Raw genomic sequence first — 23,827 nt, forward strand, 5'->3', positions numbered from 1 at the left:
GCCCGCGAGAAAGACACACCGACATGGACCTCCAGCTCCTGTGGTTCCTCCTCATCGCCGTCCTGTGGACGGGGTACCTCGTGCTCGAGGGCTTCGACTTCGGCGTCGGCATGCTCCTGCCCGTGCTCGGGCGCGACGAGAAGGAACGGCGCCTCGTCATCAACACCATCGGGCCGGTCTGGGACGGGAACGAGGTATGGCTGCTCACGGCGGGCGGTGCGACGTTCGCCGCCTTCCCCGAGTGGTACGCCACCCTCTTCTCAGGGTTCTACGTCCCGCTGTTCCTCATCCTCATCGCCCTCATCCTGCGCGGGATCTCGTTCGAGTACCGGGGCAAGATCGACGACCCGACCTGGAAGCGCCGGTGCGACCAGGGAATCATCATCGGCTCGTGGCTCCCCGCGATCCTCTGGGGTGTGGCGTTCGCGAACCTCGTGCGCGGCGTGCACCTCGACGCGGACCACGAGTTCGTCGGCGGCTTCTGGTCGCTGCTCTCGCCGTTCGCCCTCCTCGGCGGTGTCGTCACCCTCCTGCTGTTCCTCACCCACGGGGCCGTGTTCCTCGCGCTCAAGACCGACGGTGAGATCCGCACCCGAGCCCGGACGCTCGCCGGGGTGCTCTCCGTCCTCACCGTCGCTGCGGCGGGAACATGGGCGGTGTGGGCGCAGGTCGCGTACTCCGTCACCTGGACGTGGGCGGCCGTCGTCGTCGCCGCAGCGGCGCTCGTCGGGGTCGTCGTCGCGAACGCCCGCGCCCGGGAAGGGTGGGCCTTCCTCCTGTCCGCCGTGGCCATCGTCGCCGCCGTCGTCCTCATCTTCGGCTCCATGTACCCCGACGTCATGCCGGCGCACCTCACGGAGAACTCGCTCACCATCCGCAACGCCTCGTCCACCGAGTACACGCTCACCGTGATGTCCTGGGTGGCGCTGTTCCTCACGCCCGTCGTGCTGCTCTACCAGGGCTGGACGTACTGGGTGTTCCGCAAGCGCATCAGCCTCACGGACATCCCCGCACCGATCGGCCTGCCAAGTCTGTCCGCCCGGCGCGACCTCGCCGCTCGGACCCTGCGGGAGCGCGAGGACGCCGCCAGCGCGGAGGGCGGCGCGTCCGAGTGAAGCCCCTCGACCCCCGGCTGCTGCGGTTCGCCGCCCCCGCGCGCGCCTACCTCCTGCTGACGGCCGCGCTGGGGCTCGTCTCCGCAGGGCTCGTCGTCGCCCAGGCCCTCCTCGTCGCCGCGATCCTCGCGCCGGCGATCAGCGAGCGTGCGCCGCTCGTGGACCTGCGTGGGCACGTCGCCTGGCTCGCGGGCGTCGTCGTCGCGCGCGCCGTCACCGTCGGCGTGCAGGAGCGGTTCGCCCAGCGTGCGGCGACGCGCGTCGTCGGGGACCTGCGCGCGGGCGTCGTCGCACGTGCCGCCGCGCTCGGACCCCGCTGGAGGGCAACGGGCAACGGGACGGACGTCGCGACACTCGTCACGCGGGGGCTCGACGACCTGGAGCCCTACCTCGTCGGATACCTGCCGCAGCTGCTCCTCGCCGCCACCGTCACCCCGGCGGTCCTGCTCGTCGTCGCCGACCTCGACTGGGTGTCCGCGCTCGTCGCCACGGTGACCATCCCTCTCGTTCCCGTCTTCATGATCCTCGTCGGGCACCTCACCCAGACGACGTCCCGTCGCCGCCTCGTCGCCATGCAGCGCCTCGGCGCGCAGGTGCTCGACCTGCTCGCCGGCCTCCCGACCCTGCAGGCGCTGGGCCGCGAGCGCGGTCCCGCGGCGCGGGTGCGCGCCCTCGGAGAGGCATACACCCGCTCGACCATGGGCACCCTGCGGGTCGCCTTCCTCTCCGGGATGGTCCTCGAGCTGCTCACGACCCTCTCGGTCGCGCTCATCGCCGTCGGGGTGGGCCTGCGGCTCGTGCACGGCGGGATCGAGCTGGAGACGGCCCTCGCGGTCCTCGTCCTCGCGCCCGAGGTCTACCTCCCGCTGCGTCAGGTGGGCGCCCGCTTCCATGCGGCGGCCGACGGCGTGGCCGCCGCCGACGCAGCGTTCGCCGTCCTGGAGACGCCCGTGCCGACGCCCGGCACCCTCGGGGCCCCCGACCTCAGGACCGCCGTCGTCTGCGTCGAAGGACTCGGCGTCGACGCGCCGGGACGGGGTGTCCGGGCACCTGCAGGACTGTCGGTCGTCATCCGCCCCGGACGGGTGGTGGCGCTCGTCGGGCCCAGCGGAGCAGGGAAGACCACCGCGGTCCTCGCCCTGCTCGGTCTCGTCCGACCGGACGACGGGCGCGTGCTCGTGGACGGCCTCGACCTCACCGACCTCGACCCCGCATCGTGGTGGTCGCAGATCGCCTGGCTCCCCCAGCGCAGCGTCCTGCCCCCCGGCACGCTCCGCTCCGCCCTCGGAGATCCTGACACCCGACGCCTGGTGCAGGCCTGCGCCCTGACCGGCCTCGACGAGGTCCTGGTGACGCTCGACGACGGCCTCGACACCGTCGTCGGCAGGGGCGGTCTCGGCCTGAGCGTCGGCCAGCGCCAGCGGGTGGCACTCACCGCCGCCCTGCTCGGATCGCAACAGCTCGTCGTCCTCGACGAGCCCAGCGCTCACCTCGACGCCGTCTCGGAGGAGCACGTCCTGGCATGCGTCCGCGCGCTGCGCGACGCCGGTCGCACCGTCCTTCTCGTCGCCCACCGGCCCTCGCTCGTCGCGCTCGCAGACGATGTCGTCGAGGTCCGCTCCGACGCACCGGTCGGAGCCCTCGCATGACGGTCCGGGCCCCCGACCAGCACACCTCCTCGCAGGCTGCTCCTGCCGCCGCTCGCGACCCGCTCTGGCGGGCCGTCCGGATGCTCGACGTCCGGTGGCGCCCCGCCCTCGGTGCTGTCGCGCTCGGCACGCTCGCCCTCGGGAGCGCCGTGGCGCTCGCCGCCGTGTCCGCCTGGCTCATCGCGCGAGCGTCCCAGATGCCCCCGGTGCTCACCCTGTCCGTCGCGACCGTCGCGGTGCGCACCTTCGGCATCACACGTGGAGTCTTCCGCTACCTCGAACGCCTCGCGTCCCACAAGGTGGCGCTCGACGGGATGGTCGCGCTGCGGACCCGGCTCTACACGACTCTCGCGTCCGGCCGCCCCGAGGCCGTCGCCTCGGTCCGACGCGGTGACCTCCTCGCACGTGTCGGCGCCGACGTCGACGCCGTGGGGGACGTCGTCGTACGCGCCCTGCTCCCTGCCGCCGTCGGCCTCGCCCTGTCTGTCGGGTCCGTCGGGCTCCTCGCGACCCTCCACGTGCCCTCGGCGCTCGTCCTCGCCCTGTGCCTCGTCCTCGCCGGCGTCGTCGCTCCGGCGCTCGCCGCCCGCGGTGCTCGCACGAGCGAGGAACGCACGAGCGCAGCACGCGCAGACACGGCCGCGCTCGCGCTCGAGATCCTCGACGACGCCGGACCGCTCACCGTGTCGGGACGGCTCGACGAGCGGATGCACGCCGTGCGGGCGGCGGACCGGCGCACCACGGCCGCGACGGACGCGGGAGCCCGCACGTCCGGGGCGGCGAGCGCCGTCGGCACCCTCGCCGTCGGCCTCGCCGTGCTCGGCGCGCTCGTGCTCGCGATCCCGGCGACGCACGCCGGCGCCCTCGACCCGGTGGCGCTCGCGGTCGTCGTGCTCACCCCGCTCGCGGCGTTCGAGGCCGTTCAGGTCCTCCCGGCGGCCGCGATCCAGCTGCACCGCTCGCGACAGGCTGCTGCCCGCATCATGGCGCTCCTGGACGCGGCGGCGCCGCGCGAGGACGTGACGGCTCCCCTGCCTCCCGACGGCGAGACGTCCGGGGCTCCGCTGGTCGCCCGGGACCTGGCCTGCGGATGGCCCGCCCGCCAGCCTGTCGTCCGTGACCTCGACCTCGAGCTGGCACCTGGACGCTCCCTCGCGATCGTCGGGCACAGCGGTGCGGGCAAGACGACGATCCTGCTCACCCTCGCCGGTCTCCTCCCGCCCGTCTCCGGCACGCTCCTCCTCGGAGGGCGACCCGCCGAGCACCTGTCTCGGGAGGCCGCAGCCGAGGTGGTCACCTTCACCGCGGAGGACGCCCACGTCTTCGACACCACGCTGCTCGAGAACCTGCGGGTCGCGCGAGGCGACCTCTCGGAGGCCGAAGCGTGCGACGCCATCCGGCGAGCCGGGCTGGGCGGGTGGCTCGACGCCCTCCCCGACGGGCTCGGCACGCGGCTCGGGGCCGACGCCACGACGGTCTCCGGCGGGGAGCGGCGCCGGCTCCTCCTCGCACGCGCCCTGTGCTCCCCCGCGCAGGTCCTCCTCGTGGACGAACCCGCCGAGCACCTCGACCCCGCCACCGCGGACGCCCTGCTCACCGACCTCCTGCGCCTCGGGACCGACCCGCACCACCCGCGCACGGTGGTCGTCGCGACCCACCGCCTCACCCCGCTCGCTGCCGCCGACGAGGTCCTCCTCCTCGACGGCGGCCAGGTCGTCGACCGCGGACGCCACGAGGAGCTCCTCGCCCGCCGCCCGGCGTACCGTGGCGGTGTCGACACAGAGACCGCACGCAAGGAGAGCTGAGTGATTCCCACCGAGGCAGACGCGATCGAACGCGAGCGCTGGCTCAGCGCAGGGGCGGAGATCACCACGATGCTCCTCTCCGGGGCACCCGAGGAAGAGGTCCTCGAGCACATCGTCACCGTCGCCCGCAACATCGCCGAGGCCGACGCCGCGTGCCTCGTCCTTCCCGGGCTCGGCGGCGAGCTCGTCATGGAGATCGTCCACGGGTGGGGCGCGAAGGACCTCCTCGGCCTCGTCATGCCACGCTCCGGGCTCTCCTGGACGGCGCTGCAGACGGGCAAGGGCCACCTCGTCCCCTCGCTCAAGCGTGCCCGCAACCTCGTGCTCCCGCCGATGCGTCAGTACGGCCCTGCCCTCTATGCCCCGATGGGCACGGCCGACAAGCCCGTGGGCGTGCTGGTCCTGCTGCGCAAGGACGGCAAGGAGGCGTTCATCTCCAAGGACCTCGAGCGGGCGTCGACGTTCGCGGACCAGGCTGCCCTCGCGCTCGTCCTCGCTGAGGCGCGCCAGGCGCAGGACGTCGGCAAGCTCGTGGAGGAGCGGGAGCGCATCGCCCGGGACCTCCACGACCTGGCGATCCAGCAGCTCTTCGCGACCGGCCTGCAGCTCGAGACCGTCCGGCGCCGCGCGGCGCGAGGGCTCGACAAGGCCGGGCTCATCGCGATCCTCGACGAGGCGCTCGACAACGTGGACAACTCCGTCCGGGAGATCCGATCGATCGTGCACTCCCTGCGGGACCCGGACGCCGCGACGGGGCTCGTCGAGCGCCTGCGGCGGGAGGCGGCGTTGGCCAGGACCGGTCTCGGGTTCGCCCCGTCGCTCGTCATCTCCGTCGACGACCGGAGTCTCGGAGCGCTCGACGACGACGAGGCGACGATCGACACCCTCGTCTCGCAGCCCCTGGCGGACGACATCCTCGCGGTCGTCCGCGAAGGACTTGCCAACGCAGCCCGCCACGCCCAGGCCTCGTCCGTGTCCGTCCGGATCGCGGTCCTCACCCCCGCTGCCCTCGGGACAGGCGGCCCGGGCGAGGTGCGGGTCGAGGTGGAGGACGACGGCGTCGGGCTGAGCGGGGCGAGCGGACGGAGCTCCGGCACGTGGAACGTCGCCGCCCGGGCACGCCAGCACGGCGGCACGTCGTCGATCGAGAACGCCCCCGGTGGACGTGGAACCGTGCTCACCTGGAGCGCTCCGCTCAACGCCCGGTCGAGCGGAGACTGGTAGCAGCGGCACCTGGTGACAGCGGGGCCGGGTAGCGCAGGCGGCGGCTGGCGCAGCGGGCCGCCTGCGCAGCTCGGCCCGTCACGGCCGGCTGGACTCAGCGCAGGGCGTCGGGCGCCCACGCCTGGTTGCGCCGCGAGGCCGCCCAGGCCGCCACCTGAGTGCGACGCTGGAGTCCCATCTTCGCGAGCAGCGACGTGATGTGGTTCTTCACGGTCTTCTCGGCACAGCCCAGTCGCTCCGCGATCTCCCGGTTGGACAGGCCCTCGCCGATGAGCGCGACGACGCGCACCTCGCTCGGGGTCAGGTCTTCCGTGGGGTCGTCGTGCTCCCGGCGACGGCGCGTCACCGTGCGCTGGTCGAGGAGCACCCGGCCCGCCGCGACCGCGCGCACGACGTCAGCGATCTCGGCGCCCCGCACGCTCTTGAGCACGTACGCCGCCGCGCCGACCTCGAGCGCGGCCGCGAGTGCCGCGTCGTCGTCGAACGACGTGAGGACGATCGCGTAGATCTCAGGCTGCGCCTCACGGACGGCGCGCATGAGGTCGATCCCAGTTCCGTCGGGCAGCTGGAGGTCGACGAGCATGACCTGGGGTCGCACGAGCTTCGCTCGACGCACGCCCTCGGCGACGCTGCCCGCCTCGGCGACCACGTGCATGCCCTCCGACCGGTCGATCACCTCCGCGATCCCGCGGCGTACGACCTCGTGGTCGTCGACGATCATGACGGTGATGCGGGAGTCCTGGCCCTGGGTGTCCTCGGCGGTGTCCACCCGACCATCCTAGGACGGGCTGGCCCGGCCTCGGTCCCACGACCCGTGGCGCCCCGCCGCACCTGGCACTGTAGGGGCATGAAGGTCCTCCTCCCCACGTCCCTGCCCCTCACGGTCACCGCCCCCGCGGACCACGACGTCGACCTCGTCGACTACGACGTCACGCTGCCCGTGCCCGACGAGCACACCGACGCCGAGGTGCTCGTCGTCTGGGGCAACAACCGCAAGCAGCTCGCGGACAGCGCCCAGCGCCTGTCGGCTCTGCGATGGGTCCAGGCCCTCCCCGCCGGGCCCGACACCGTGGTCGAGGCAGGATTCGGCCCGGACGTCGTCATCACGTCGGGCAGGTCGCTGCACGACGGGCCGGTCGCGGAGCACGCCCTGGCCATGTCGCTCATGGCGGTCCGCAGGCTCGACCTCATGCTCGACGCCCAGCGCGCCGGACGGTGGGCGGGCGGGCTCGGCGGCGTCCAGACCGGGGACCAGGCGCACGTCCCGGGCCTGGGCACGCTCGACGGCCGCGAGGTGACGATCTGGGGCTTCGGGTCGATCGGACAGAGGCTTGCTCCGCTCCTGGCGGCGCTCGGCGCCCACGTCGTCGGTGTGGCGACCAGCGCGGGTACGCGTGCCGGCTTCCCGGTGATCACCGACGACGACCTCGACGAGCGCCTGCCGGTCACCGACCTGCTCGTCGCGGTGCTGCCAGCCGGCAGTGCGACCGACCGCGTCATCGACGCCCGACGCCTGGCCCAGCTGCCGGACCATGCCTGGCTCGTCAACGTCGGCCGCGGGACCACTGTCGACGAAGATGCCCTCGACACGGCCCTGCGGTCCGGGACGCTCGGTGGCGCAGCGCTGGACGTGTTCGCCCGCGAGCCGCTGCCCGCCGCCTCCCCGCTGTGGTCGGCACCGAACCTCATCGCCACCCCGCACGCCGCGGGCGGCCGGCCCCAGGGCGCGGAGGCCCTCATCGAGGAGAACCTTGCGGCGTTCCTCAGCGGCGCGCCGCTGCGGAACGTCGTCGACCGGGGCTGAGTCGTCGACCGGGACGGACGCGTACCGTCCTCATCGGCCCGCCGCGCGAGGGCGGCGCTGGCACGTCGGGCAGGTGAACGACGAACGGTTCATGAACTCGTCCCGGCGGATCGGCGTCCCGCAGCGCCGGCACGGCTGGCCGGCGCGTCCGTAGGCCTCGAGCGACCGGTCGAAGTACCCGGACTGCCCGTTGACGTTGACGTACAGGGCGTCGAAGCTCGTCCCGCCCTGGACGAGGGCGCTGCGCATGACGTCCTCCGCGGCCGCGAGGACGCGCGCGACGTCGGCGCGCGGCATCGTCGCGGTGCTGCGCGCGAAGTGCATCCGCGCACGCCAGAGCGCCTCGTCGGCATAGATGTTCCCGATGCCCGAGACGAGCGACTGGTCGAGGAGCGCGCGCTTGATCCCGGTCCTGCGCCGCCGGAACGCATCGACGAGCGCGGCGCGACCCGCGGTGCCCGACCCGACGGCCGGGTCCAGCAGGTCGCGCGCGATGTGCGCGACCGGACCAGGCACGACCGCACGGTCGGTGCCGGAACCGCCGGGGAGACCGTCCGCGGTCGGTGCGAGGTCGCACACGCTCAGGTGCCCGAAGGTCCGTTGGTCCACGAAGTCGAGAGTGAGCTCCTCGTCCCGAGGCCCGCTGAGCGTGAGCCGCACGCGCAGGTGGGGGGACGTCACGGCACGTCTCTCGCTCGACCGCACGAGGAGCTGTCCGCTCATCCCCAGATGAGCGAGGAGCGCGGATCCCGGTGCGTCGAGGAGCAACCACAGATACTTGCCACGTCGCGCTGCGGCGGTGAACCGTCGTCCGACGAGCTGCGCGGCGAAGTCCGCCGGGCCCGGTGCGTGCCGGCGGACGCTGTAGTCGCGGAAGACCTCCACGTGCTCGACCCGTGCGCCGAGCACGTGCCGCTCCAACCCGGAACGGACGGTCTCGACCTCGGGAAGCTCAGGCACCGCCGGGGCCGGACCCGCCGGACGCAGAGCCCCGGAGCACGGTCTCGTACGCCGCCTGGGCGGCGACCTGCTCCGAGAGCTTCTTGGACGTCCCGCGGCCGGTACCGACGACCTCACCGCCGAGCATCACGCGCGAGGTGAACACGCGCGCGTGGTCGGGCCCCTCGGCCTCGCTCGCATACTCGGGCACACCCACGCCACGCTCGGCAGCGGCCTCCTGGAGCGAGGTCTTCCAGTCCAGCCCGGCGCCGAGGGTGGACGCGGCCGCGAGGGTCGCGTCGATGAGACGGTGCACGAACTCGCGCGCCACGTCGAGACCATGGCTGAGGTACACGGCACCGATGAGCGCCTCGACCGTGTCGGAGAGGATCGAGTCCTTGTCGAACCCGCCGGTCCCCGACTCGCCCTTGCCGAGGAGGATGTAGTCCCCGAGCCCGAGCTCCCGTGCCACGGCAGCGAGCGCACGCTGCGACACGGTCGCCGCGCGCATCTTCGCGAGCTCGCCCTCCGGGCGGTCGGGGTGCCGACGGTAGAGCGCCTCGGCGGACACGAGACCGAGCACCGCGTCACCGAGGAACTCGAGCCGCTCGTTCGTGGGGATCCCACCGGCCTCGTGCGCGAAGGACCGGTGGGTGAGGGAAAGCACGAGAAGCTCGGGGTCCAGGTGGACCCCGAGCTTCTCGAGCAGCTGGTTCGCGGGCGAGACCTGACGTCGAACCTTGCTCGCCACGGACAGACCCTTCAAACCCAGCTGGATGACGCCACAGGCGTCAGAGAATCAGTTGGCGTGCTCGGTACGCACTGCTTCGGCGTACTGGCGACCCTTGTAGGTGCCGCACGTGGGGCACGCAGCGTGCGAGAGCTTGTCGCCCTTGCACTGGGGGCACGTCGTCAGGTTCGCGGCAGTCGTCTTCCACTGCGAACGACGCGCACGGGTGTTGCTGCGCGACATCTTGCGCTTCGGAACAGCCACGGCTAGCTCTCTTTCGTTTCGTTGAACATGCTCTTCAGTGTCGACCACCGGGGATCGACGATGTCATGCCTGTGATCGACCTCGTCTGCCAGTCGCACCCCGCACTCGGAGCACAGACCCGGGCAGTCCGGTGAGCACAACGGTTGGAATGGTAGTGCAGTGACGACCGAATCCCTAAGCGCCGGTTCCAGGTCGATCAGATCGTCCTGGACCTCCCGCACCTCGTCCTCGTCGTCGCCCGCCTCCACAGCGGCTTCCGCGCGCTCCGGATAGACGAACAGCTCCTGGATCGAGATGTCGACGTCCTCGACAACTTCCTCCAGGCACCGGACACACTCTCCGACCGCACGGCCGGAGACGGAACCGGAGACGAGAACCCCCTCCATCACGGCTTCGAGCCTCAGGTCGAGGTCGAGCTCACTGCCTTCGGGGATGCCGATCACGATCGTGCCGAGATCCGCGGGAGCGGACACCTTCCGGTGCTCGGTCCGCATCGATCCCGGCCGCCTGCCCAGCTCGACGGTGTCGAGGACGAGAGGCGAACGGTGGTCAAGCTTGATGGGACGCTGCACAGGATATCCAAACAGGTGTGATCTCGGTCGGAGCCGTGAGTGGCAGGACCAACAGGCAATACTACGTCATGGCTGCGCGGCGCCCAACACCGGTCCCCGACGTCGTCCGTCCGCGAGCGGTGCTGCTACCGATCTGCTCCAGCGCCGGCAGCGTCGCTCCCGGCGAGCCGCTCGGCGAGCTTGTCCCGTCCGGCGTGCACCTGGGCGAGGATCTTGCCCAGGTCGATCTCGAACTCCGCGAGTCGACGGTCGCAGTAGTCGTCAGCCTCCCGGCGCAGCGTCTGCGCGGTGGTGTGCGCCTCCTCGAGGATCGCCCGTGCGCGCGCGCCGGCCTGCACGACGACCTGCTCCGAGCTGACGAGCTCGGCAGCTCGAACCCGGGCGGTGGCGATGATCTCCTCGGCATCGGCCTGCGCGTCCTCGAGGACGTTGTCGGCGTCGGAGAGGACCTCGTCAGCGCGCGTGAGCTGTGACGGCAGGGCTTCCCGGAGCTCGTCGAGCAGGTCGAGGGCCTCGTTGCGGTTGACGAGCACCGATGCGGACATCGGCATGGCTCGTGCGCGCTCGACGAGGTCGGTCAGGGCGTCGAGCAGTCCCGGCACCCCGGGTCGCTGCTCACCCTCGACGTACGTCTCGTTCTCGTCCTGCATGTTCATGTCACTCCTTGCTCGCTGAGGTGTCGCCGCGGTCCACGGTGCCACCGAGTGCCGCCTGCAGCGCGGAGGCGACGCCGTCCGGCACCATCGCACTCACGTCACCGCCGTACCGCGCGACGTCCTTGACCAACGACGAGGCGACGTGCGCGAGGTCCGGACGCCCGAGCACGAACACGGTCTCGACACCCCCGATGTGCTGGTTCATGAGCGCCATCGGCAGCTCGGCCTCGAAGTCGCCACCACCTCTCAGCCCCTTGACGACCACCGTCGCCCCGATCTGGGCGCAGAAGTCGACGAGGAGCCCGGGCACGACCTCGACGCGCACACCGGGCAGGCCGGACACCGCCGCACGCGCCAGCTCCACGCGCCGGTCGACGTCGAGGAGCGGAGCCTTGCTCGAGTTGCGCGCGACCCCCACGACGACCTCGTCGAAGAGGCTGGCGGCACGTCGGACGACGTCGACGTGGCCGAGCGTGATGGGATCGAAGGAGCCGGGGCAGACGGCGATGGTCACGCGTTCACGGTAGTACACCGGCCTGGGGTCACGGCTCTGCGTAGTAGACCGCGGTGTCCCCGTAGGCCTTCGAGGTGATGAGGTGCCATGTCGGTGGGAGCACCGGCGCCGGCCCGCGTGCTGCCCTCTCGACGACGACGACGGCGTCCGGCGCCACGGCGTCCTCGAGGGCCAGGAGCACCTGCGCGACCGCGGCGTCCGTGACGTCGTACGGCGGGTCGAGGAAGACGACGTCCCACGGTCCGACGGCCTCGTCGAGGACGAACCGCTCGGCGCGCTCCGTGACGACCTCCACCCCGTCCAGGCCGAGCGCAGCCACGTTGCGCGCGCACACCTGCGCCGCAGACCGGGCAGCCTCCACGAGCACCACCGCGCTCGCTCCCCTGCTCGCCGCCTCGAGGCCGAGCGCGCCGGATCCCGCGTAGAGGTCGAGGACCCGGGAACCCTGCAGGACCCCGTAGTGCTCGAGCCGCGAGAAGATCGCCTCCCGGACGCGCTCGCTCGTCGGCCGTGTGCCCTTCGCCGGCACAGCCAACGTCCTGCCACCGACCGTCCCCGCCACGATCCTCGTCACGTCGCACAGCCTACTCAGCACCGCGCCGCCGTCTCGCGCCCGCGCAGGGACGGCCCGGTCAGGTCCGGTCCAGGAACTCCTCACGCCCGTCGTCGAGCCGCACGGCGATGGCCGCGCGCAGCGCCGGGTGCTCGGCGAGGTCCGGGTCGCTCGTGACGACCCTCGCGGCATCCTCGCGGGCCTGGGCGATGACGTCCGCGTCCTTGACGACCCGCAGGAACCGCAACGAGCTGGACCGGCCCGACTGGGCGGCGCCGAGCACGTCCCCCTCGCTCCGGAGCTCGAGGTCGGCCGCAGCGAGCTCGAACCCGTCGGTCGAGCCCGCGAGGACCGCCAACCGTGCTCCCGCGGGCGACCCCGGCGGCGCATGGGTCACGAGCAGGCAGATGCCCGCGTCCGCGCCCCGGCCCACCCGACCCCGCAACTGGTGCAGCTGGGAGATGCCGAACCTGTCGGCGTCGAGGACGACCATCGCGGTCGCGCTCGGGACGTCGACGCCCACCTCGATGACCGTCGTCGAGACGAGGACATCGAGCTCGCCCGTGGTGAAGGCCGCCATCACCGCGTCCTTCTCGGCCGGAGGCAGCCGCCCGTGCAGCACACCGATCCGGACGCCGGCGAGCACCGGCTTCGCCCGGAGCTCCTCTGCGACCTCGAGCACCGCACGGAGCGGCGCACGGGTGTCGTCGTCGAGGTCGAGCTCTCCCTCAGGGCCCTCGTCCGGGTCCGGGTCCGCGTCGTCCGGTGAGATGCGCGCACAGACGACGTACGCCCGGCGGCCCGCGTCGACCTCCTCGCGCACCCGCGCCCAGGTGCGGTCCACCCACGCCTCGTTGCCCGCGGGGACGACGTGGGTGGTGATCCCGGCACGACCGGCCGGGATCTCCCGCAGGACGGACGTCTCGAGGTCGCCGAACACCGTCATGGCGACCGTCCTGGGAATAGGTGTGGCGGTCATCACGAGCAGGTGCGGGACGTGCTGCGCCTTCGCGCGCAGGGCGTCGCGCTGCTCGACGCCGAACCGGTGCTGCTCGTCCACCACGACGAGCCCGAGGTCGGCGAACTGCACGGTCGCGCTCAGCAGTGCGTGCGTCCCCACGACGATCCCCGCGGCACCGCTCGCGGCGTCGAGGAGGTTCTCCTTGCGAGCCCGCGCGCCCTGCGAGCCGGTGAGCAGCGCCACGCGTGTCCCGTGCCCCGCGCCACCGAGGAGCCCGCCCTGCGCGAGGTCCCCCAGGAGCGACCGCAGCGTCCTGGCGTGCTGAGCGGCGAGGACCTCGGTCGGCGCGAGGAGCGCGGCCTGTCCGCCGGCATCGACCACCTGCAGCATCGCCCGCAGCGCGACGACGGTCTTGCCCGAGCCGACCTCGCCCTGCAGGAGGCGCTGCATGGGCTGTGAGCGACCCAGCTCGCCCGCGATCTCGGCCCCCACCGCACGCTGCCCCTCGGTGAGGTCGAACGGCAGCCGCGCATCGAAGTCGCGCAGGATGCTCGGGGCGGCCCCGCTGGCACCCTCGGAGGGCTGCACCGGGCGTGGTACCGCCTCGAGCCGGGCGGCCCGGGAGCGCCGCCGGGCGAGCGCCGCCTGGAGCACGAAGGCTTCCTCGTACCGGAGCCGCTCCCGCCCGCGCTGCCACTGCGCCTCGTCCTGCGGGAGGTGGACGTCGAGGAGCGCCTGGTGCAGACCGACGAGCCCACGCCGGGCCAGGACGTCGTGCGGGACCGGATCGGGGACGTCAGCGGGCACCAACGGGTCGAGGACGGTGCGGACGCAGCGTTCGATCCGCCAGGTGGGCGCGGCCGAGCTCGCGGGGTAGAGCGGGATCGGGCGGCTCGCCTCGACGAGCGCCGACGCCTCGTCGTCAGCGTCGACACCGACGATGAGGTAGTCCGGGTGGGCGAGCTGCCGCTCGCCCCGGTAGTCGGAGACGACGCCCGTGAAGAGTCCTGTCCGGCCGGGGCGGATGCGGTCCTCGTGCACGCGCAGGACACCAGCGCGCTTCGCGAAGAACGTCAGGGCGAGGCGATGGGTGCCGTCGGAGACGACGGCCTGGAGCATGGCGCCGCCCCGGGACTGCATCTGGCGGACGGTGGCGGTCATCACCCGCGCGACCACCGTGACATGCTCGCCGACGACGAGGCCGGACATGTCGGTCATCCGCCCGGGCTCGCCGTAGCGACGGGGGTAGTGCCGCAGCAGCTCCCCCGTCGTCGTCAGTCCCAGCTTGGCGAGGGGCCCGGCCGTCCGGGCTCCGAGCACCTTGGTGAGCGGCTCGTCGAGCAGGGGCGCTGACGGGGCAGGATCGGCGACCGATGGCGGCACGGCGGCGAGGTCCATCGTCAGTCGATCCCCATGACGAGCGATGCGGACCGTCGGCCTGAGGCGAGGACGACGACGTCCATCCCGGGGCGTGCCCCCTGTGCGTGCGCCGTGACGTCGGTCACGACGCGCGCGGGGACCAGCTCGCTCGCGAGCACCGTGAGGACCGGGTCCTCGTCGGCCGCGGCGGCTGCCAGCAGGTCGTCGAGCGATGCCCGGACGGCGACGACGTCGTCGCTCGGGACGCGCACGGCCCGGACGGCGGCCGCTGCCCCCTCGAGCGCCGCCAGCACCGCCGGTGCGTCCTCGGTGCTCTCCATCCCCGCCCAGGCGGCCATCGCCGCGACGACATGGAGGTCGCTCGTCGTGGGCGCGACCATGACGCCGTCGAGGTGACCCAGCGCGGCGACGTCCGGCGGCAGCGCCCCAGTGGCACTGTCCGCGAGGGGCGCGCCCGCCCGGGCGAGCTGTCGCGCGGCGTCCAGGGTCGCCGCGTCGGCCGGCAGCAGGACCACCCGCACCGCCCCCGTCTCGGTGGCACCCCGGACGAGGTCGTCGGCGGACACCGGGACGGACCCGCGCAGCACGACGACCGCACCTGCCCGGGCGAGGTCCGCGACCAGTCCCGGCGACGCGGTGCACGCCACGACGCCCGTCGGCGCACGCTCACCCTCCGCCCGCTGCGCCACCTGGTGCGGCAGGCTGCGGACGACGATCTGGCGCTGGCTCCATCGCTGTGTGCGTCGCAGCACCGCGTGCGGGTCGTCCGTGTGCACGTGAACCTGCCAGGACCCGTCACCGCCGACGACGACGACGGAGTCACCGATCTCCTGGAGCTCGCAGCGCAGGCGTTCGGCGACGTCGCGCGTCGAGCCGCACGCACCCGACCCGTCGGGCACCGTCGGAGGCCCCGTCCGCTCGGATGCGGGATCCTCGACGACGAGCATGACCTCGAACTCTCCGTCGACCCCTGTGTGGTCGTGGCGCTCGGGGACGGACCGCCCGGACCCGTCCTCGCCGTCGGGGCGATCCGGGTCGTCGCGATCCGGGTCGTCGGCCGGCGTCAGCGCGCCCGCGGGTGCGACCTGCAGTGTCTCCATGACGGCGATCGTGCCCGCGGCCACCGACACCCCGTCCCCCTGCGGGTCCTCCCGCAGGTGGGGCGCCCCGGTGCGCAGCGAGACGGAGAGCGCATCGAGCACGAGCACGAGCCCGTAGGCCCCGGCGTCGAGCACCCCGGCCGCGCGCAGCACGTCGAGGTCCTGCACGCTGCGTCCCAGCGCGGCGCGGGCTCCCTCCGTCGCACCCGCGACCAGGTCCTCGAGCGGTGCACCTGCGGGCGCGGCGGCCAGGACGTTCGCGGCGCCACGTGACGCGCCGTCCGCGGCCGACAGGATGGTGCCCTGCCGCGGCTGGCCGACGGCGTCGTACGCCTTGCGTGCCGCCAGGTCCAACGCTCGAGCGACGTCCTGCACCCCCGGCTCGGGGGCCGCGCCGCCTCCGGGCGCGCCAGCCTCGCCGATGCCCCTGGCAAACCCCCGCAGGTACTCGCTGAGGATCACACCTGAGTTGCCCCGAGCCCCCAGCAGTGCGCCGCTCGCCCAGGCGTGCAGCACCGCAACGACGGTCGCCCCGGCCGGCAGCCTCTCGACGGCCCGGGCACCCTCGCCGAGGGTGAGCGACATGTTGGTCCCTGTGTCGCGGTCGGCGACCGGGAAGACGTTCGCGCTGTCGATCACCGTGCGTGCGGACGTGACGAGCTCGAGGCTCCTGCGCGCCCACTCCCGCACGACCTGCGCGTCGAGCCGGGCGGCCCGTCCGAGGTCCTGGGTGGTGCGCTGGTCCACGTCTCATCCTCCTCACCCGGTCCGTGGTCGTGACGTCATAATGATGACCCGGGACAGTGTCCTGGCCGGCACCCACGAGGCAACTTGAGTCTGGAGCGCCGGATCCGTTACCCTATCGAGGTTGCCCGGATTCGTATCGGGGCAGTCGCGGACCGCTCTGCTACCCGTCGTCATGGCTCATCCATGGCTGGGCCAGCGTTTTCCGCTATCCACAGACCATTGAATTCGCCGCCTCGCGGCGTGCACGACGATCAGGAGAGACCGTGGCTGCCAACTGCGAAGTCTGCGCAAAGGGCCCGAGCTTCGGGCACAGCATCTCGCACTCGCACGTGCGCACGAAGCGCCGCTGGAACCCGAACATCCAGCGCGTTCGCGCAATCGTCAACGGTGCACCCAAGCGCCTCAACGTGTGCACCTCCTGCCTCAAGGCAGGCAAGGTCACGCGCAACGTCTGAGCACCAGCAGCACAGCTCTTCAGGAGCCCGTCGGACCTCGTCCGGCGGGCTCCGACGTTTTTGTCCGCTGCGCCTTGGTCGTCCACGCTCCTCGTGGCAGGCTAACCCTATGGACGACCACACCGACGACGTGACGATCCGCAGGGCCACCCCCGCCGACGCCGAGGTCGTCGCGCAGATCCACACCTCCTCGTGGCGGCAGGCGTACACCGGGATCATCCCCGACGAGTACCTCGGATCGATCTCCGTGCAGACGCGCACGAACCTCTGGACAGACATCCTCTCCGCCCGCGAGAACCTCACGTGGCTCGCACAGCTCAGTGGGCGGACGGTGGGCTTCGCGAGCATCGGACCCGCCCGTGACGAGGACGCCGAGCACGGCGACCTCGAGCTCCGCTACATCTACCTCGAGCCCGAGGCCTGGGGCCGGGGTGTCGCACGGCATCTCATGCGCGAGGCGCTCGCCGGTGTGCCGGACCACACTCCCCTGTCCCTGTGGGTGATCGCGGACAACGAACGCGCGCGGCACTTCTACCGCCGCCACGGCTTCGCGCCCGACGGCGTCGAGAAGCTCGAGGAGTACGCCGGGGAGAAGCTCACCGAGGTGCGCTACCGCCGCAGCTGAGCGGTCGCCTGCCAGCCGGACGGCGGCCCTACCCGCCGAAGTGGTCCCACCCGGGGCTCGCGGTCACCTCCTGGCCCGCCACGGTCACGCCTCCTGCGCTGGTCGGGCCCGAGCGCTCGGTGACCCGACCGATCACCCGGAACCCCGCGGGCAGGGCGTTCCCCGGAGGGAACGTCGCGAGCAGCCCGTGGTCCTCACCGCCGCTGAGGACGAGGTGCCACGGGTCGACGGCGAGCGCCCGAGCAGCCGCGGAGACAGCAGCGACGTCCGTCGACAGCGCCCCCTGGGGTCCGTGCAGGTCGATCGCCACATCGCTGCTTCGAGCGATCCGTCCGGCGTCCCGGAGGAGTCCGTCCGAGACGTCGAGCATCGCGGTCGCGCCGCACACCGCGGCATCGACCCCGGCGCCGACGGGCGGATCCGGGCGGAGGAAGGCCGCGACGAGCCCGGCGTCCACCTCCGGACGCCCAGCGGCGAGCAGCGCGAGGCCCGCGGCAGAGCGACCGAGCACCCCGCAGTGCGCCAGCACGTCCCCGTCTCTCGCTCCGGACCGGAGGACCGGAGCGCGGCCGTCGAGGTCGCCGTGCACGGTCACCGCGACGACGACCGAGGCACCACCCGACAGATCACCGCCCACCACGGACGCTCCGTGCTGCTGGCACGCAGCAGCGAGGCCGCGTGCCAGTCCGACGACCCACTCGACCTCGAGGTCACCGGGGACGACGAGCGACACCACGAGGGAGGACGCTCGCGCCCCCATCGCGGCGACGTCAGCGAGGTTCTGCACCGCCGCGCGCCACCCGACGTCGTACCCGGTGGACCAGGCGCGCCTGAAGTGCCGGTCCTCGACGAGGACGTCCGTCGAGACGACGAAGCGGCCGTCCGGCGCGCTGACCACGGCTGCGTCGTCGCCGGGACCCACGAGCGTCGACGGCACGGGAGGGAAGTGCGGGAGGATGCGCGCCAGCAGCTGCTCCTCGGAGAGCTGTCGGACGTGTTCGGGGGCCACGGCGCCACAGTACCGGGGAGCACTAGGATGACGTCATGCCCTCACGTCCCGCCGGCGGCGTCCGCCGGCCCCCGGCGCAGCTGTCCGGGCCTCCCGTACGGGCCCTCCGGAGACGCACGGCGGCGTTCGCCGCCCTGGCGGTGACGGTCCTCTCCGGGTGCACCCCGACGATCACCGTGCCCGCAGGACAGGATGCTGCCGACCCGCTGTGCGCGCGGGTGGTGCTCGCCGCACCGGCCGAGGTCGGTGGCCAGCCGAAGGTGCGGGCCTCCGGGCAGGCGACGGCGGCCTGGGGTGAGCCGGGCCGGGCGATCACGCTGACGTGCGGGGTGCAGCAGCCCTCCCCGACGAGCTCGGACTGCCAGTCGATCTCCCTCGATGCGTCGGACGCCGCCACCGCGGTCGACTGGATCACCACGCAGGACGAGAAGGGATGGACGTTCGTCACCTACGGACGCGACCCCGCGATCGCGGTGCAGGTGCCCGCGGCACTCTCCGGGAGCCAGCCCACCGCTGCTCTCGTCGACCTCGCCGCGGCGGTCACCGAGGTCGAGGCCACGCAGCGCTGCCGCTGATCCGCGCGCCCTGGGAGCACCCGTGCCGCCCCTCGTGGCAGCCGCACAGGTCCTGCGTCAGCGCAGGCCCGTCGGACGCGCGAGCGCGAGCTCGAGGAGCTCGGTGATGAGGTCCGCGTAGGCGAGCCCGGACTCCTGCCACATCCGCGGGTACATCGAGAACGGCGTGAAGCCAGGCATGGTGTTGATCTCGTTGACGACGACCGTTCCGTCGTCCGTGACGAAGACGTCGACGCGCGACAGCCCCTCAGCACCGACGGCCTCGAACGTCCGGACCGCGATGTCGCGCACCTGCGCCACGACGTCTGCGGGCAGGTCGGCGGGGCAGACGAGGTTGACGCTCGCCTCGTCGAGGTACTTCGCCTCGAAGTCGTAGAAGTCACGGTCGGCGCCCGTCACCTGGATCTCGCCGGGGAGTGAGGCGCGGGCACGCTCGCCGGGGCGGCCACCGAGCACGGCGCACTCGATCTCCCGCCCGACGACGGCGGCCTCGACGACGACCTTGGGGTCGTGCCGCTGCGCCTCACGCATGGCCGCCGGCAGGTCCTCGAGACGACTGACCTTCGAGATGCCGAGGCTCGAGCCGGCGCGTGCGGGCTTGACGAACACCGGCAGACCGAGGTGCTCGATCGACTGCGTCCACGCCTGCTCGTTGCCCTCCCACTGCTCTGCCGGCACCACCGTGAACGGTGCGATCGGCAGCGAGTGGCCAGCGAGCACGAGCTTCATGTAGTGCTTGTCCATGCTCACGGCCGAGGCGAGCACGCCTGCACCCACGTACGGCAGGTCCGCGAGCTCGAGCATCCCCTGGAGCGTGCCGTCCTCTCCGAACGGTCCGTGCAGCAGCGGGAACACGACGTCGACGTCGCCCACGACGCGAGGCGGCTCGCCGGGCACGAGCACCCGCAGACCGCGCTGCCCGACGGCGAGCGGGAGCAGGGCCTCCTGGGGACCGGTCGCGACCTCGGGGAGGCGTCCGTCGCGGATCTCCCACTGGTCGGGGTCGTCCGGGACGAGGACCCACTGCCCGTCGGGCGTGATGCCCACGGGCACGACGTCGTACCTCTCCCGGTCGATCGCGCGCATGACCCCGGCTGCTGTCGCGCAGGAGATGACGTGCTCCCCGGAGCGCCCTCCGAAGAGCAGGACGACCCGGGTGCGACGCGGCTCGCGGGGCACGGCGGGTGCGACGGCTGCGTCCGGTCCGGTCGTCGGGGACTCGGGCGTGTGCGGGGGCTGGGGCTGGGGCTCGGTAGACATCAGGGGCGACTCTACCGGCGCCGGACATGCCCTGGTACAGGCGGGGCATAGGGTCAGACGCATGACCGACGTTCCTCCGCGCGCAGACACCTCCCTCTCGCAGCACGAGCCGGCACCCGCGACTCTCGCCGTCACGGCGGGCCGGCCGGCGCGCACGCAGGGGGCACCGGTGAACCCTCCTGTCGTGCTGTCCTCCACCTACGTCTCGGCCGGCGTACCCGCGCCCGGCGAGAGGCTCTACGCGCGGATGGACACCGAGACGTGGGGCCCGTTCGAGACGGCCGTCGCCGCGCTGGAGCGCGCGACCGAGCCAGGCATCGTGTTCGCGTCGGGCATGGCGGCGATCGCCGCTGTGCTGGCCCTCGTGCCCGACGGGGGCCGCGTGGTGCTCCCACGGCACTCGTACCAGGTCACGCTCGGCTTCGTCGACGACATGGCAGCCCGGCACGGCGTGACCGTCGTCCGCGTGGACATCGCAGACACCGCCGCGGTGATCGCCCAGCTCGACGCTACCGACCTGCTGTGGATCGAGTCGCCGACCAACCCCATGCTCGAGGTCGCTGACCTGCCGGTGCTCGTCGACGCGGCGCACCGGGCCGGCGCTCTCGTCGCGGTCGACAACACCTTCGCCACGCCCCTCGTCCAGCGCCCGCTCACCCACGGTGCGGACGTCGTCGTGCACTCGGTGACGAAGTATCTCGCCGGCCACTCGGACGTCGTCCTCGGGATCGCCGTGACGAGCTCCGCGCACCTCGCTGGACTCCTGCGCGCCCACCGCACGCTGCACGGTGCCATCGCCGGTCCGTGGGAGGTGTGGTTGGCCCTGCGTGGACTGCGGACCCTCGCGCTCCGGGTGGAGCGTGCCCAGGCCAATGCTGCCGAGCTGGCGCGCAGGCTCGCCGCGCATCCGGCCGTTGCCGAGGTGCGCCACCCGAGCCTGCCGCACGACCCCGGCCACGAGACCGCCCGACGCGTCATGGACGGATTCGGGGCGATCATCGGCCTCCGGCCGCAGGGCGGGATCGCGGCGGCCGACGGGGTCGTCGAGGCTCTACGGTTGTGGGTCCCCGCCACGAGCCTCGGCGGGGTCGAGTCCACGATCGAGCGACGCCGCAGGTTCGCCACCGAGTCGCCCACCGTCCCCGAGGACCTCCTGCGCATGAGCGTCGGCATCGAGGACGTCGACGACCTCTGGGCCGATCTCGAGCAGGCGCTGAGCAGATGACCCCGACGACGACCACGAGGAGCGCACGAGGATGACGATGAGCACAAGCAGCGACGCACGCCGCCGAGCAGGTCGCCCGGGACCGGGCGGACGGCCCGTGCCAGCGCGCGCGGCCGCTCTGGCGCTCGTGGCCGGGCTCGCCCTCGCCGGCTGCACGAGCGACACCCCTCCGTCTCCCGCCACGCAGAGCCCGTCCGGGACGCCGTCGGCCTCCCCCTCGCCCACGGCCGACCCGCCCCCTGCGGAACCCTCCGCACCGGAGCCGTCCCCGCAGGACGGCGAGGACCAGCTGGACGGCCTCCCCTTCCCTGCCGACACCAGCGCGGACACGGCTGAGGCCACCCCGGGCGCGCTGCTCACCGTCGTCGACGTCCGGACCGCGGGCCACGACGGCTTCGACCGTGTCGTCTACGAGATGGCCGGCACCGGCCTGCCCGGATGGACCGTCGAGTACGCCGACGAGGCGGTCCAGGCGGGTAGCGGGACCGTCCTCGACATCCCGGGTGACGGCACCCTCAGCGTGCTCATCACCGGCAGTGCCTACCCCATGGACAGCGGTGCGGAGCCGTTCGAGGCGAGCGGCCCGGTGTCCGCGGCAGACACGCAGGTCGTCACCGAGGTCCACGGCTGGGCGGTGTACGAGGGCGTCACGGACTCGAACATCGGCCTGACGACAGCCGGGCACCCGTTCCGCGTCCAGATGCTCGAGAACCCCGTACGCGTGGTCGTGGACGTCGCCCACAGCACCCTCTGACCGCGGCAGGTCCGGGTGTCAGACGCCCTCGGCCTTCTGCGGCCGGGCGAGCAGACCCCGGGCCATGCGTTCCACGGGCAGGCCCTCGTGGAGGACCGCGACGACTGCCTCGGTGATGGGCATCTCGACGCCCACGGAGCGAGCCAGAGCCAGGACGGACCGGCACGACTTCACGCCCTCGGCGGTTCCGCCGGTCGCGATGATCGCGTCGTCGAGCGACATGCCCTGGCCGATGTGCTTGCCGAGGGTGTGGTTGCGCGACGACGGTGAGGCGCACGTGGCCATGAGGTCGCCCATCCCCGCGAGGCCGGGGAAGGTCTCGGCATCGGCTCCCAGCTCCGCCCCGAGCCTCGCGATCTCCGCGAGGCCGCGGGTGATGACCGTCGCGGTCGTGTTGAACCCGAATCCCCGCCCCTGGGCCATGCCCACGGCCAGAGCGATGACATTCTTCACGGCACCGCACAGCTCGACGCCCACGACGTCCGCGTTGGTGTAGGGACGGAAGTACCCGGAGGAGCAGGCCCGAGCGACGAGCGCCGCGGTCCTCGGGTCGGTGGACGACACCACCGTCGCCGTCGGCTGGCGCTGCGAGATCTCGCCGGCCAGGTTCGGTCCCGACACGACCGCGACGCGCCCCGGGTCGATGGCGAGCGCGTCGGCCACGACCTCGCTCATCCGACGGTCCGTGCTCAGCTCGACACCCTTCATGAGCGACACCGCCACCGCACCGGCGGGGACGAGGTCACGGAGCGGCTCGAGGATCGCCCGTGCACTCTGCGAGGGGATCGCGACGACGACGAGGTCGACGCCGGCGAGCGCCGCCCGCACGTCGGTCGTCGCGGACACCCCGTCCGGCAGGACCACGTCCGGGAGGTAGCGCACGTTGACGTGGCGCGTCGTGATGGCCTCGGCGACTGCGGCGTCCCGACCCCAGACGCGCACCGTGCACCCTGCGTCGGCGAGCACCTGCGCGAAGGTCGTGCCCCATGCGCCGGCGCCCAGGACCGCTGCGATCACCGGACGTCCCCAGCGAGCGTGTCGCCCGGGTCGGGAGCCGCGCTCGTGCCACCCGTCAGGCCGGCAGCCCCGGGGGTCTTTCGCATGTCGTACCGGACCGCGGGCGCGCGCTCGCCACGCAGGTCCTCGAGCAGGCGGGTGATGGCGTCCATGATGCGTTCGGTGGCCTCACGCAGGACGGCGGAGTCCATCGGCCGGTCGTAGAGGTCGTCGAGGTCCACCGGCGGGCCGGCGACGATGTGCACCCGCTTGCGGGGGAAGGGGCGCAGACGCTTGGAGTACTGGCCGAGGATCTCCTGGGGGCCCCACTGCGCGATGGGGATGACCGGCGCCCGGCTGCTCAGGGCGAGGCGCGCAGCACCGGTCTTGCCCGTCATCGGCCACAGGTCGGGGTCACGTGTGAGCGTCCCCTCGGGGAACACTGCGACGCACTCCCCCGCACGCAGCTGCTCGACCGCCGCGGAGAGCGACGAGGCCGCTCCCGTCGTGTTGCGGTGCACGGGGATCATGCCCGTCTTGTCGAGCACCGTGCGCAGCACGGGGATCTTCCACAAGGACGCCTTGGCGAGGATGCGCGGCGCACGGGCCTCGTCGTAGAGGAAGTGCGCGAACGTCAGCGGATCGATGTTCGTCATGTGGTTGCTGGCGGCGATGAAGCCACCTGTGCGCGGCAGATTCTCGGTGCCGCGCCAGTCCCGCGTGCTCACGGCGAACAGGAACGGTTTGAGGAGCCCGGCGACGAGGCGGTAGGTGACGTTCTTGCCGTCGCCCGCCGGCTTCGCTCCCCCGACAGGTGAGGTTCCCTGAGTTGTCACCGGGACAGGCTACCGCGAGCCGGGCGCATCCCCGACGTCCTCCGGCGGGCCGGAGGACGGGCGCGCCCGGCGGGAGAAG

Annotated in this window: 24 protein-coding genes; 10 read left to right on the plus strand and 14 right to left on the minus strand. The window is 72.8% G+C overall.

From position 1 onward, the window contains the following. The first annotated feature begins 23 nt into the window (after positions 1-23). The 4 genes from cydB to AC2AXK_RS08105 are packed head-to-tail and all read left to right on the plus strand — an operon-like array spanning position 24 to position 5,793. On the plus strand, positions 24-1,115 hold the full coding sequence (gene cydB, locus AC2AXK_RS08090; protein ID WP_484344839.1) for a cytochrome d ubiquinol oxidase subunit II: 1,092 nt from the start codon (positions 24-26) through the stop codon (positions 1,113-1,115). After that, positions 1,112-2,764 (plus strand): thiol reductant ABC exporter subunit CydD, encoded by a 1,653-nt coding sequence (gene cydD / locus AC2AXK_RS08095; RefSeq protein ID WP_484344840.1) that lies wholly within the window; start codon positions 1,112-1,114, stop codon positions 2,762-2,764. The genes cydB and cydD overlap by 4 nt, the downstream gene beginning before the upstream one ends. Then, positions 2,761-4,569, plus strand: coding sequence for a thiol reductant ABC exporter subunit CydC (gene cydC, locus AC2AXK_RS08100; RefSeq protein WP_484344841.1), 1,809 nt, complete (start codon positions 2,761-2,763; stop codon positions 4,567-4,569). The genes cydD and cydC overlap by 4 nt, the downstream gene beginning before the upstream one ends. Further along, a complete protein-coding gene (locus AC2AXK_RS08105; RefSeq protein ID WP_484344842.1) occupies positions 4,570-5,793 on the plus strand; it encodes a GAF domain-containing sensor histidine kinase in 1,224 nt (407 codons plus the stop codon). Positions 5,794-5,887: 94 nt separating this feature from the next. On the opposite strand, the gene AC2AXK_RS08110 is transcribed toward AC2AXK_RS08105, so the two are convergent. Beyond that, positions 5,888-6,514, minus strand: coding sequence for a response regulator (locus AC2AXK_RS08110; protein WP_484344920.1), 627 nt, complete (start codon positions 6,512-6,514; stop codon positions 5,888-5,890). 126 nt (positions 6,515-6,640) lie between these two features. Here AC2AXK_RS08110 and AC2AXK_RS08115 point away from each other — a divergent pair, with 126 nt between their 5' ends. Continuing rightward, positions 6,641-7,597 (plus strand): NAD(P)-dependent oxidoreductase, encoded by a 957-nt coding sequence (locus AC2AXK_RS08115; protein WP_484344843.1) that lies wholly within the window; start codon positions 6,641-6,643, stop codon positions 7,595-7,597. A 30-nt stretch (positions 7,598-7,627) separates the two neighbouring features. Here the strand turns inward: AC2AXK_RS08115 and mutM are convergent, their stop codons facing one another. The 9 genes from mutM to AC2AXK_RS08160 all read right to left on the minus strand — a co-directional run bounded on the left by mutM (position 7,628) and on the right by AC2AXK_RS08160 (position 16,013). After that, positions 7,628-8,557: a bifunctional DNA-formamidopyrimidine glycosylase/DNA-(apurinic or apyrimidinic site) lyase gene (gene mutM, locus AC2AXK_RS08120; protein ID WP_484344844.1), complete on the minus strand. Its 930-nt coding sequence runs from the start codon at positions 8,555-8,557 to the stop codon at positions 7,628-7,630. Then, complete coding sequence (rnc, locus tag AC2AXK_RS08125) at positions 8,550-9,287, minus strand: ribonuclease III (RefSeq protein WP_484344845.1); 738 nt, start codon at positions 9,285-9,287, stop codon at positions 8,550-8,552. The genes mutM and rnc overlap by 8 nt, the downstream gene beginning before the upstream one ends. Positions 9,288-9,335: 48 nt before the next feature. Beyond that, entirely contained in the window at positions 9,336-9,530 is a 195-nt protein-coding gene (gene rpmF / locus AC2AXK_RS08130) for a 50S ribosomal protein L32 (protein WP_083941789.1), read from the minus strand. Positions 9,531-9,532: 2 nt separating this feature from the next. Beyond that, entirely contained in the window at positions 9,533-10,102 is a 570-nt protein-coding gene (locus AC2AXK_RS08135; RefSeq protein ID WP_484344846.1) for a YceD family protein, read from the minus strand. A gap of 125 nt (positions 10,103-10,227) precedes the next feature. Then, the gene (locus AC2AXK_RS08140; RefSeq protein ID WP_484344847.1) at positions 10,228-10,758 is read right to left on the minus strand and encodes an ATP synthase subunit B family protein; all 531 of its coding nucleotides are present in this window, start codon (positions 10,756-10,758) and stop codon (positions 10,228-10,230) included. A gap of 1 nt (position 10,759) precedes the next feature. Next, positions 10,760-11,272 (minus strand): pantetheine-phosphate adenylyltransferase, encoded by a 513-nt coding sequence (coaD, locus tag AC2AXK_RS08145; protein ID WP_484344848.1) that lies wholly within the window; start codon positions 11,270-11,272, stop codon positions 10,760-10,762. 28 nt (positions 11,273-11,300) lie between these two features. Then, the gene (gene rsmD, locus AC2AXK_RS08150; protein WP_484344849.1) at positions 11,301-11,846 is read right to left on the minus strand and encodes a 16S rRNA (guanine(966)-N(2))-methyltransferase RsmD; all 546 of its coding nucleotides are present in this window, start codon (positions 11,844-11,846) and stop codon (positions 11,301-11,303) included. A 58-nt stretch (positions 11,847-11,904) separates the two neighbouring features. Continuing rightward, positions 11,905-14,184, minus strand: coding sequence for an ATP-dependent DNA helicase RecG (locus AC2AXK_RS08155; RefSeq protein WP_484344850.1), 2,280 nt, complete (start codon positions 14,182-14,184; stop codon positions 11,905-11,907). Between the two features lie 2 nt (positions 14,185-14,186). Continuing rightward, a complete protein-coding gene (locus AC2AXK_RS08160) occupies positions 14,187-16,013 on the minus strand; it encodes a DAK2 domain-containing protein (RefSeq protein ID WP_484344851.1) in 1,827 nt (608 codons plus the stop codon). Positions 16,014-16,276: 263 nt separating this feature from the next. Between AC2AXK_RS08160 and rpmB the strand changes: the two genes are divergently transcribed. Beyond that, positions 16,277-16,468 (plus strand): 50S ribosomal protein L28, encoded by a 192-nt coding sequence (rpmB, locus tag AC2AXK_RS08165; RefSeq protein WP_198733004.1) that lies wholly within the window; start codon positions 16,277-16,279, stop codon positions 16,466-16,468. 109 nt (positions 16,469-16,577) lie between these two features. Continuing rightward, the gene (locus AC2AXK_RS08170) at positions 16,578-17,093 is read left to right on the plus strand and encodes an N-acetyltransferase family protein (RefSeq protein WP_484344852.1); all 516 of its coding nucleotides are present in this window, start codon (positions 16,578-16,580) and stop codon (positions 17,091-17,093) included. Positions 17,094-17,121: 28 nt separating this feature from the next. Here AC2AXK_RS08170 and AC2AXK_RS08175 read toward each other — a convergent pair whose 3' ends face one another. Continuing rightward, complete coding sequence (locus tag AC2AXK_RS08175) at positions 17,122-18,102, minus strand: thiamine-phosphate kinase (RefSeq protein ID WP_484344853.1); 981 nt, start codon at positions 18,100-18,102, stop codon at positions 17,122-17,124. Between the two features lie 35 nt (positions 18,103-18,137). Between AC2AXK_RS08175 and AC2AXK_RS08180 the strand changes: the two genes are divergently transcribed. Continuing rightward, on the plus strand, positions 18,138-18,677 hold the full coding sequence (locus AC2AXK_RS08180) for a DUF3515 family protein (RefSeq protein ID WP_484344854.1): 540 nt from the start codon (positions 18,138-18,140) through the stop codon (positions 18,675-18,677). 57 nt (positions 18,678-18,734) lie between these two features. On the opposite strand, the gene AC2AXK_RS08185 is transcribed toward AC2AXK_RS08180, so the two are convergent. Then, positions 18,735-19,937, minus strand: a complete 1,203-nt coding sequence (locus tag AC2AXK_RS08185; RefSeq protein WP_484344855.1) for a D-alanine--D-alanine ligase family protein — start codon at positions 19,935-19,937, stop codon at positions 18,735-18,737. A 61-nt stretch (positions 19,938-19,998) separates the two neighbouring features. Here AC2AXK_RS08185 and AC2AXK_RS08190 point away from each other — a divergent pair, with 61 nt between their 5' ends. Together AC2AXK_RS08190 and AC2AXK_RS08195 are read left to right on the plus strand one after the other, a co-directional pair. Then, entirely contained in the window at positions 19,999-21,162 is a 1,164-nt protein-coding gene (locus AC2AXK_RS08190) for a trans-sulfuration enzyme family protein (protein WP_484344856.1), read from the plus strand. A gap of 37 nt (positions 21,163-21,199) precedes the next feature. Then, positions 21,200-21,916 carry an AMIN-like domain-containing (lipo)protein gene (locus tag AC2AXK_RS08195; RefSeq protein ID WP_484344857.1) on the plus strand — a complete coding sequence of 239 codons (717 nt, stop codon included), beginning with the start codon at positions 21,200-21,202 and terminating at the stop codon, positions 21,914-21,916. 18 nt (positions 21,917-21,934) lie between these two features. Here AC2AXK_RS08195 and AC2AXK_RS08200 read toward each other — a convergent pair whose 3' ends face one another. Continuing rightward, positions 21,935-22,933, minus strand: coding sequence for an NAD(P)H-dependent glycerol-3-phosphate dehydrogenase (locus AC2AXK_RS08200; RefSeq protein WP_484344858.1), 999 nt, complete (start codon positions 22,931-22,933; stop codon positions 21,935-21,937). Then, a complete protein-coding gene (locus AC2AXK_RS08205; protein WP_484344859.1) occupies positions 22,930-23,748 on the minus strand; it encodes a lysophospholipid acyltransferase family protein in 819 nt (272 codons plus the stop codon). Before AC2AXK_RS08205 ends, AC2AXK_RS08200 begins: the two co-directional genes overlap by 4 nt. Positions 23,749-23,827 lie beyond the last annotated feature (79 nt).

It is taken from the genome of Sanguibacter sp. Z6_81, assembly GCF_057180625.1.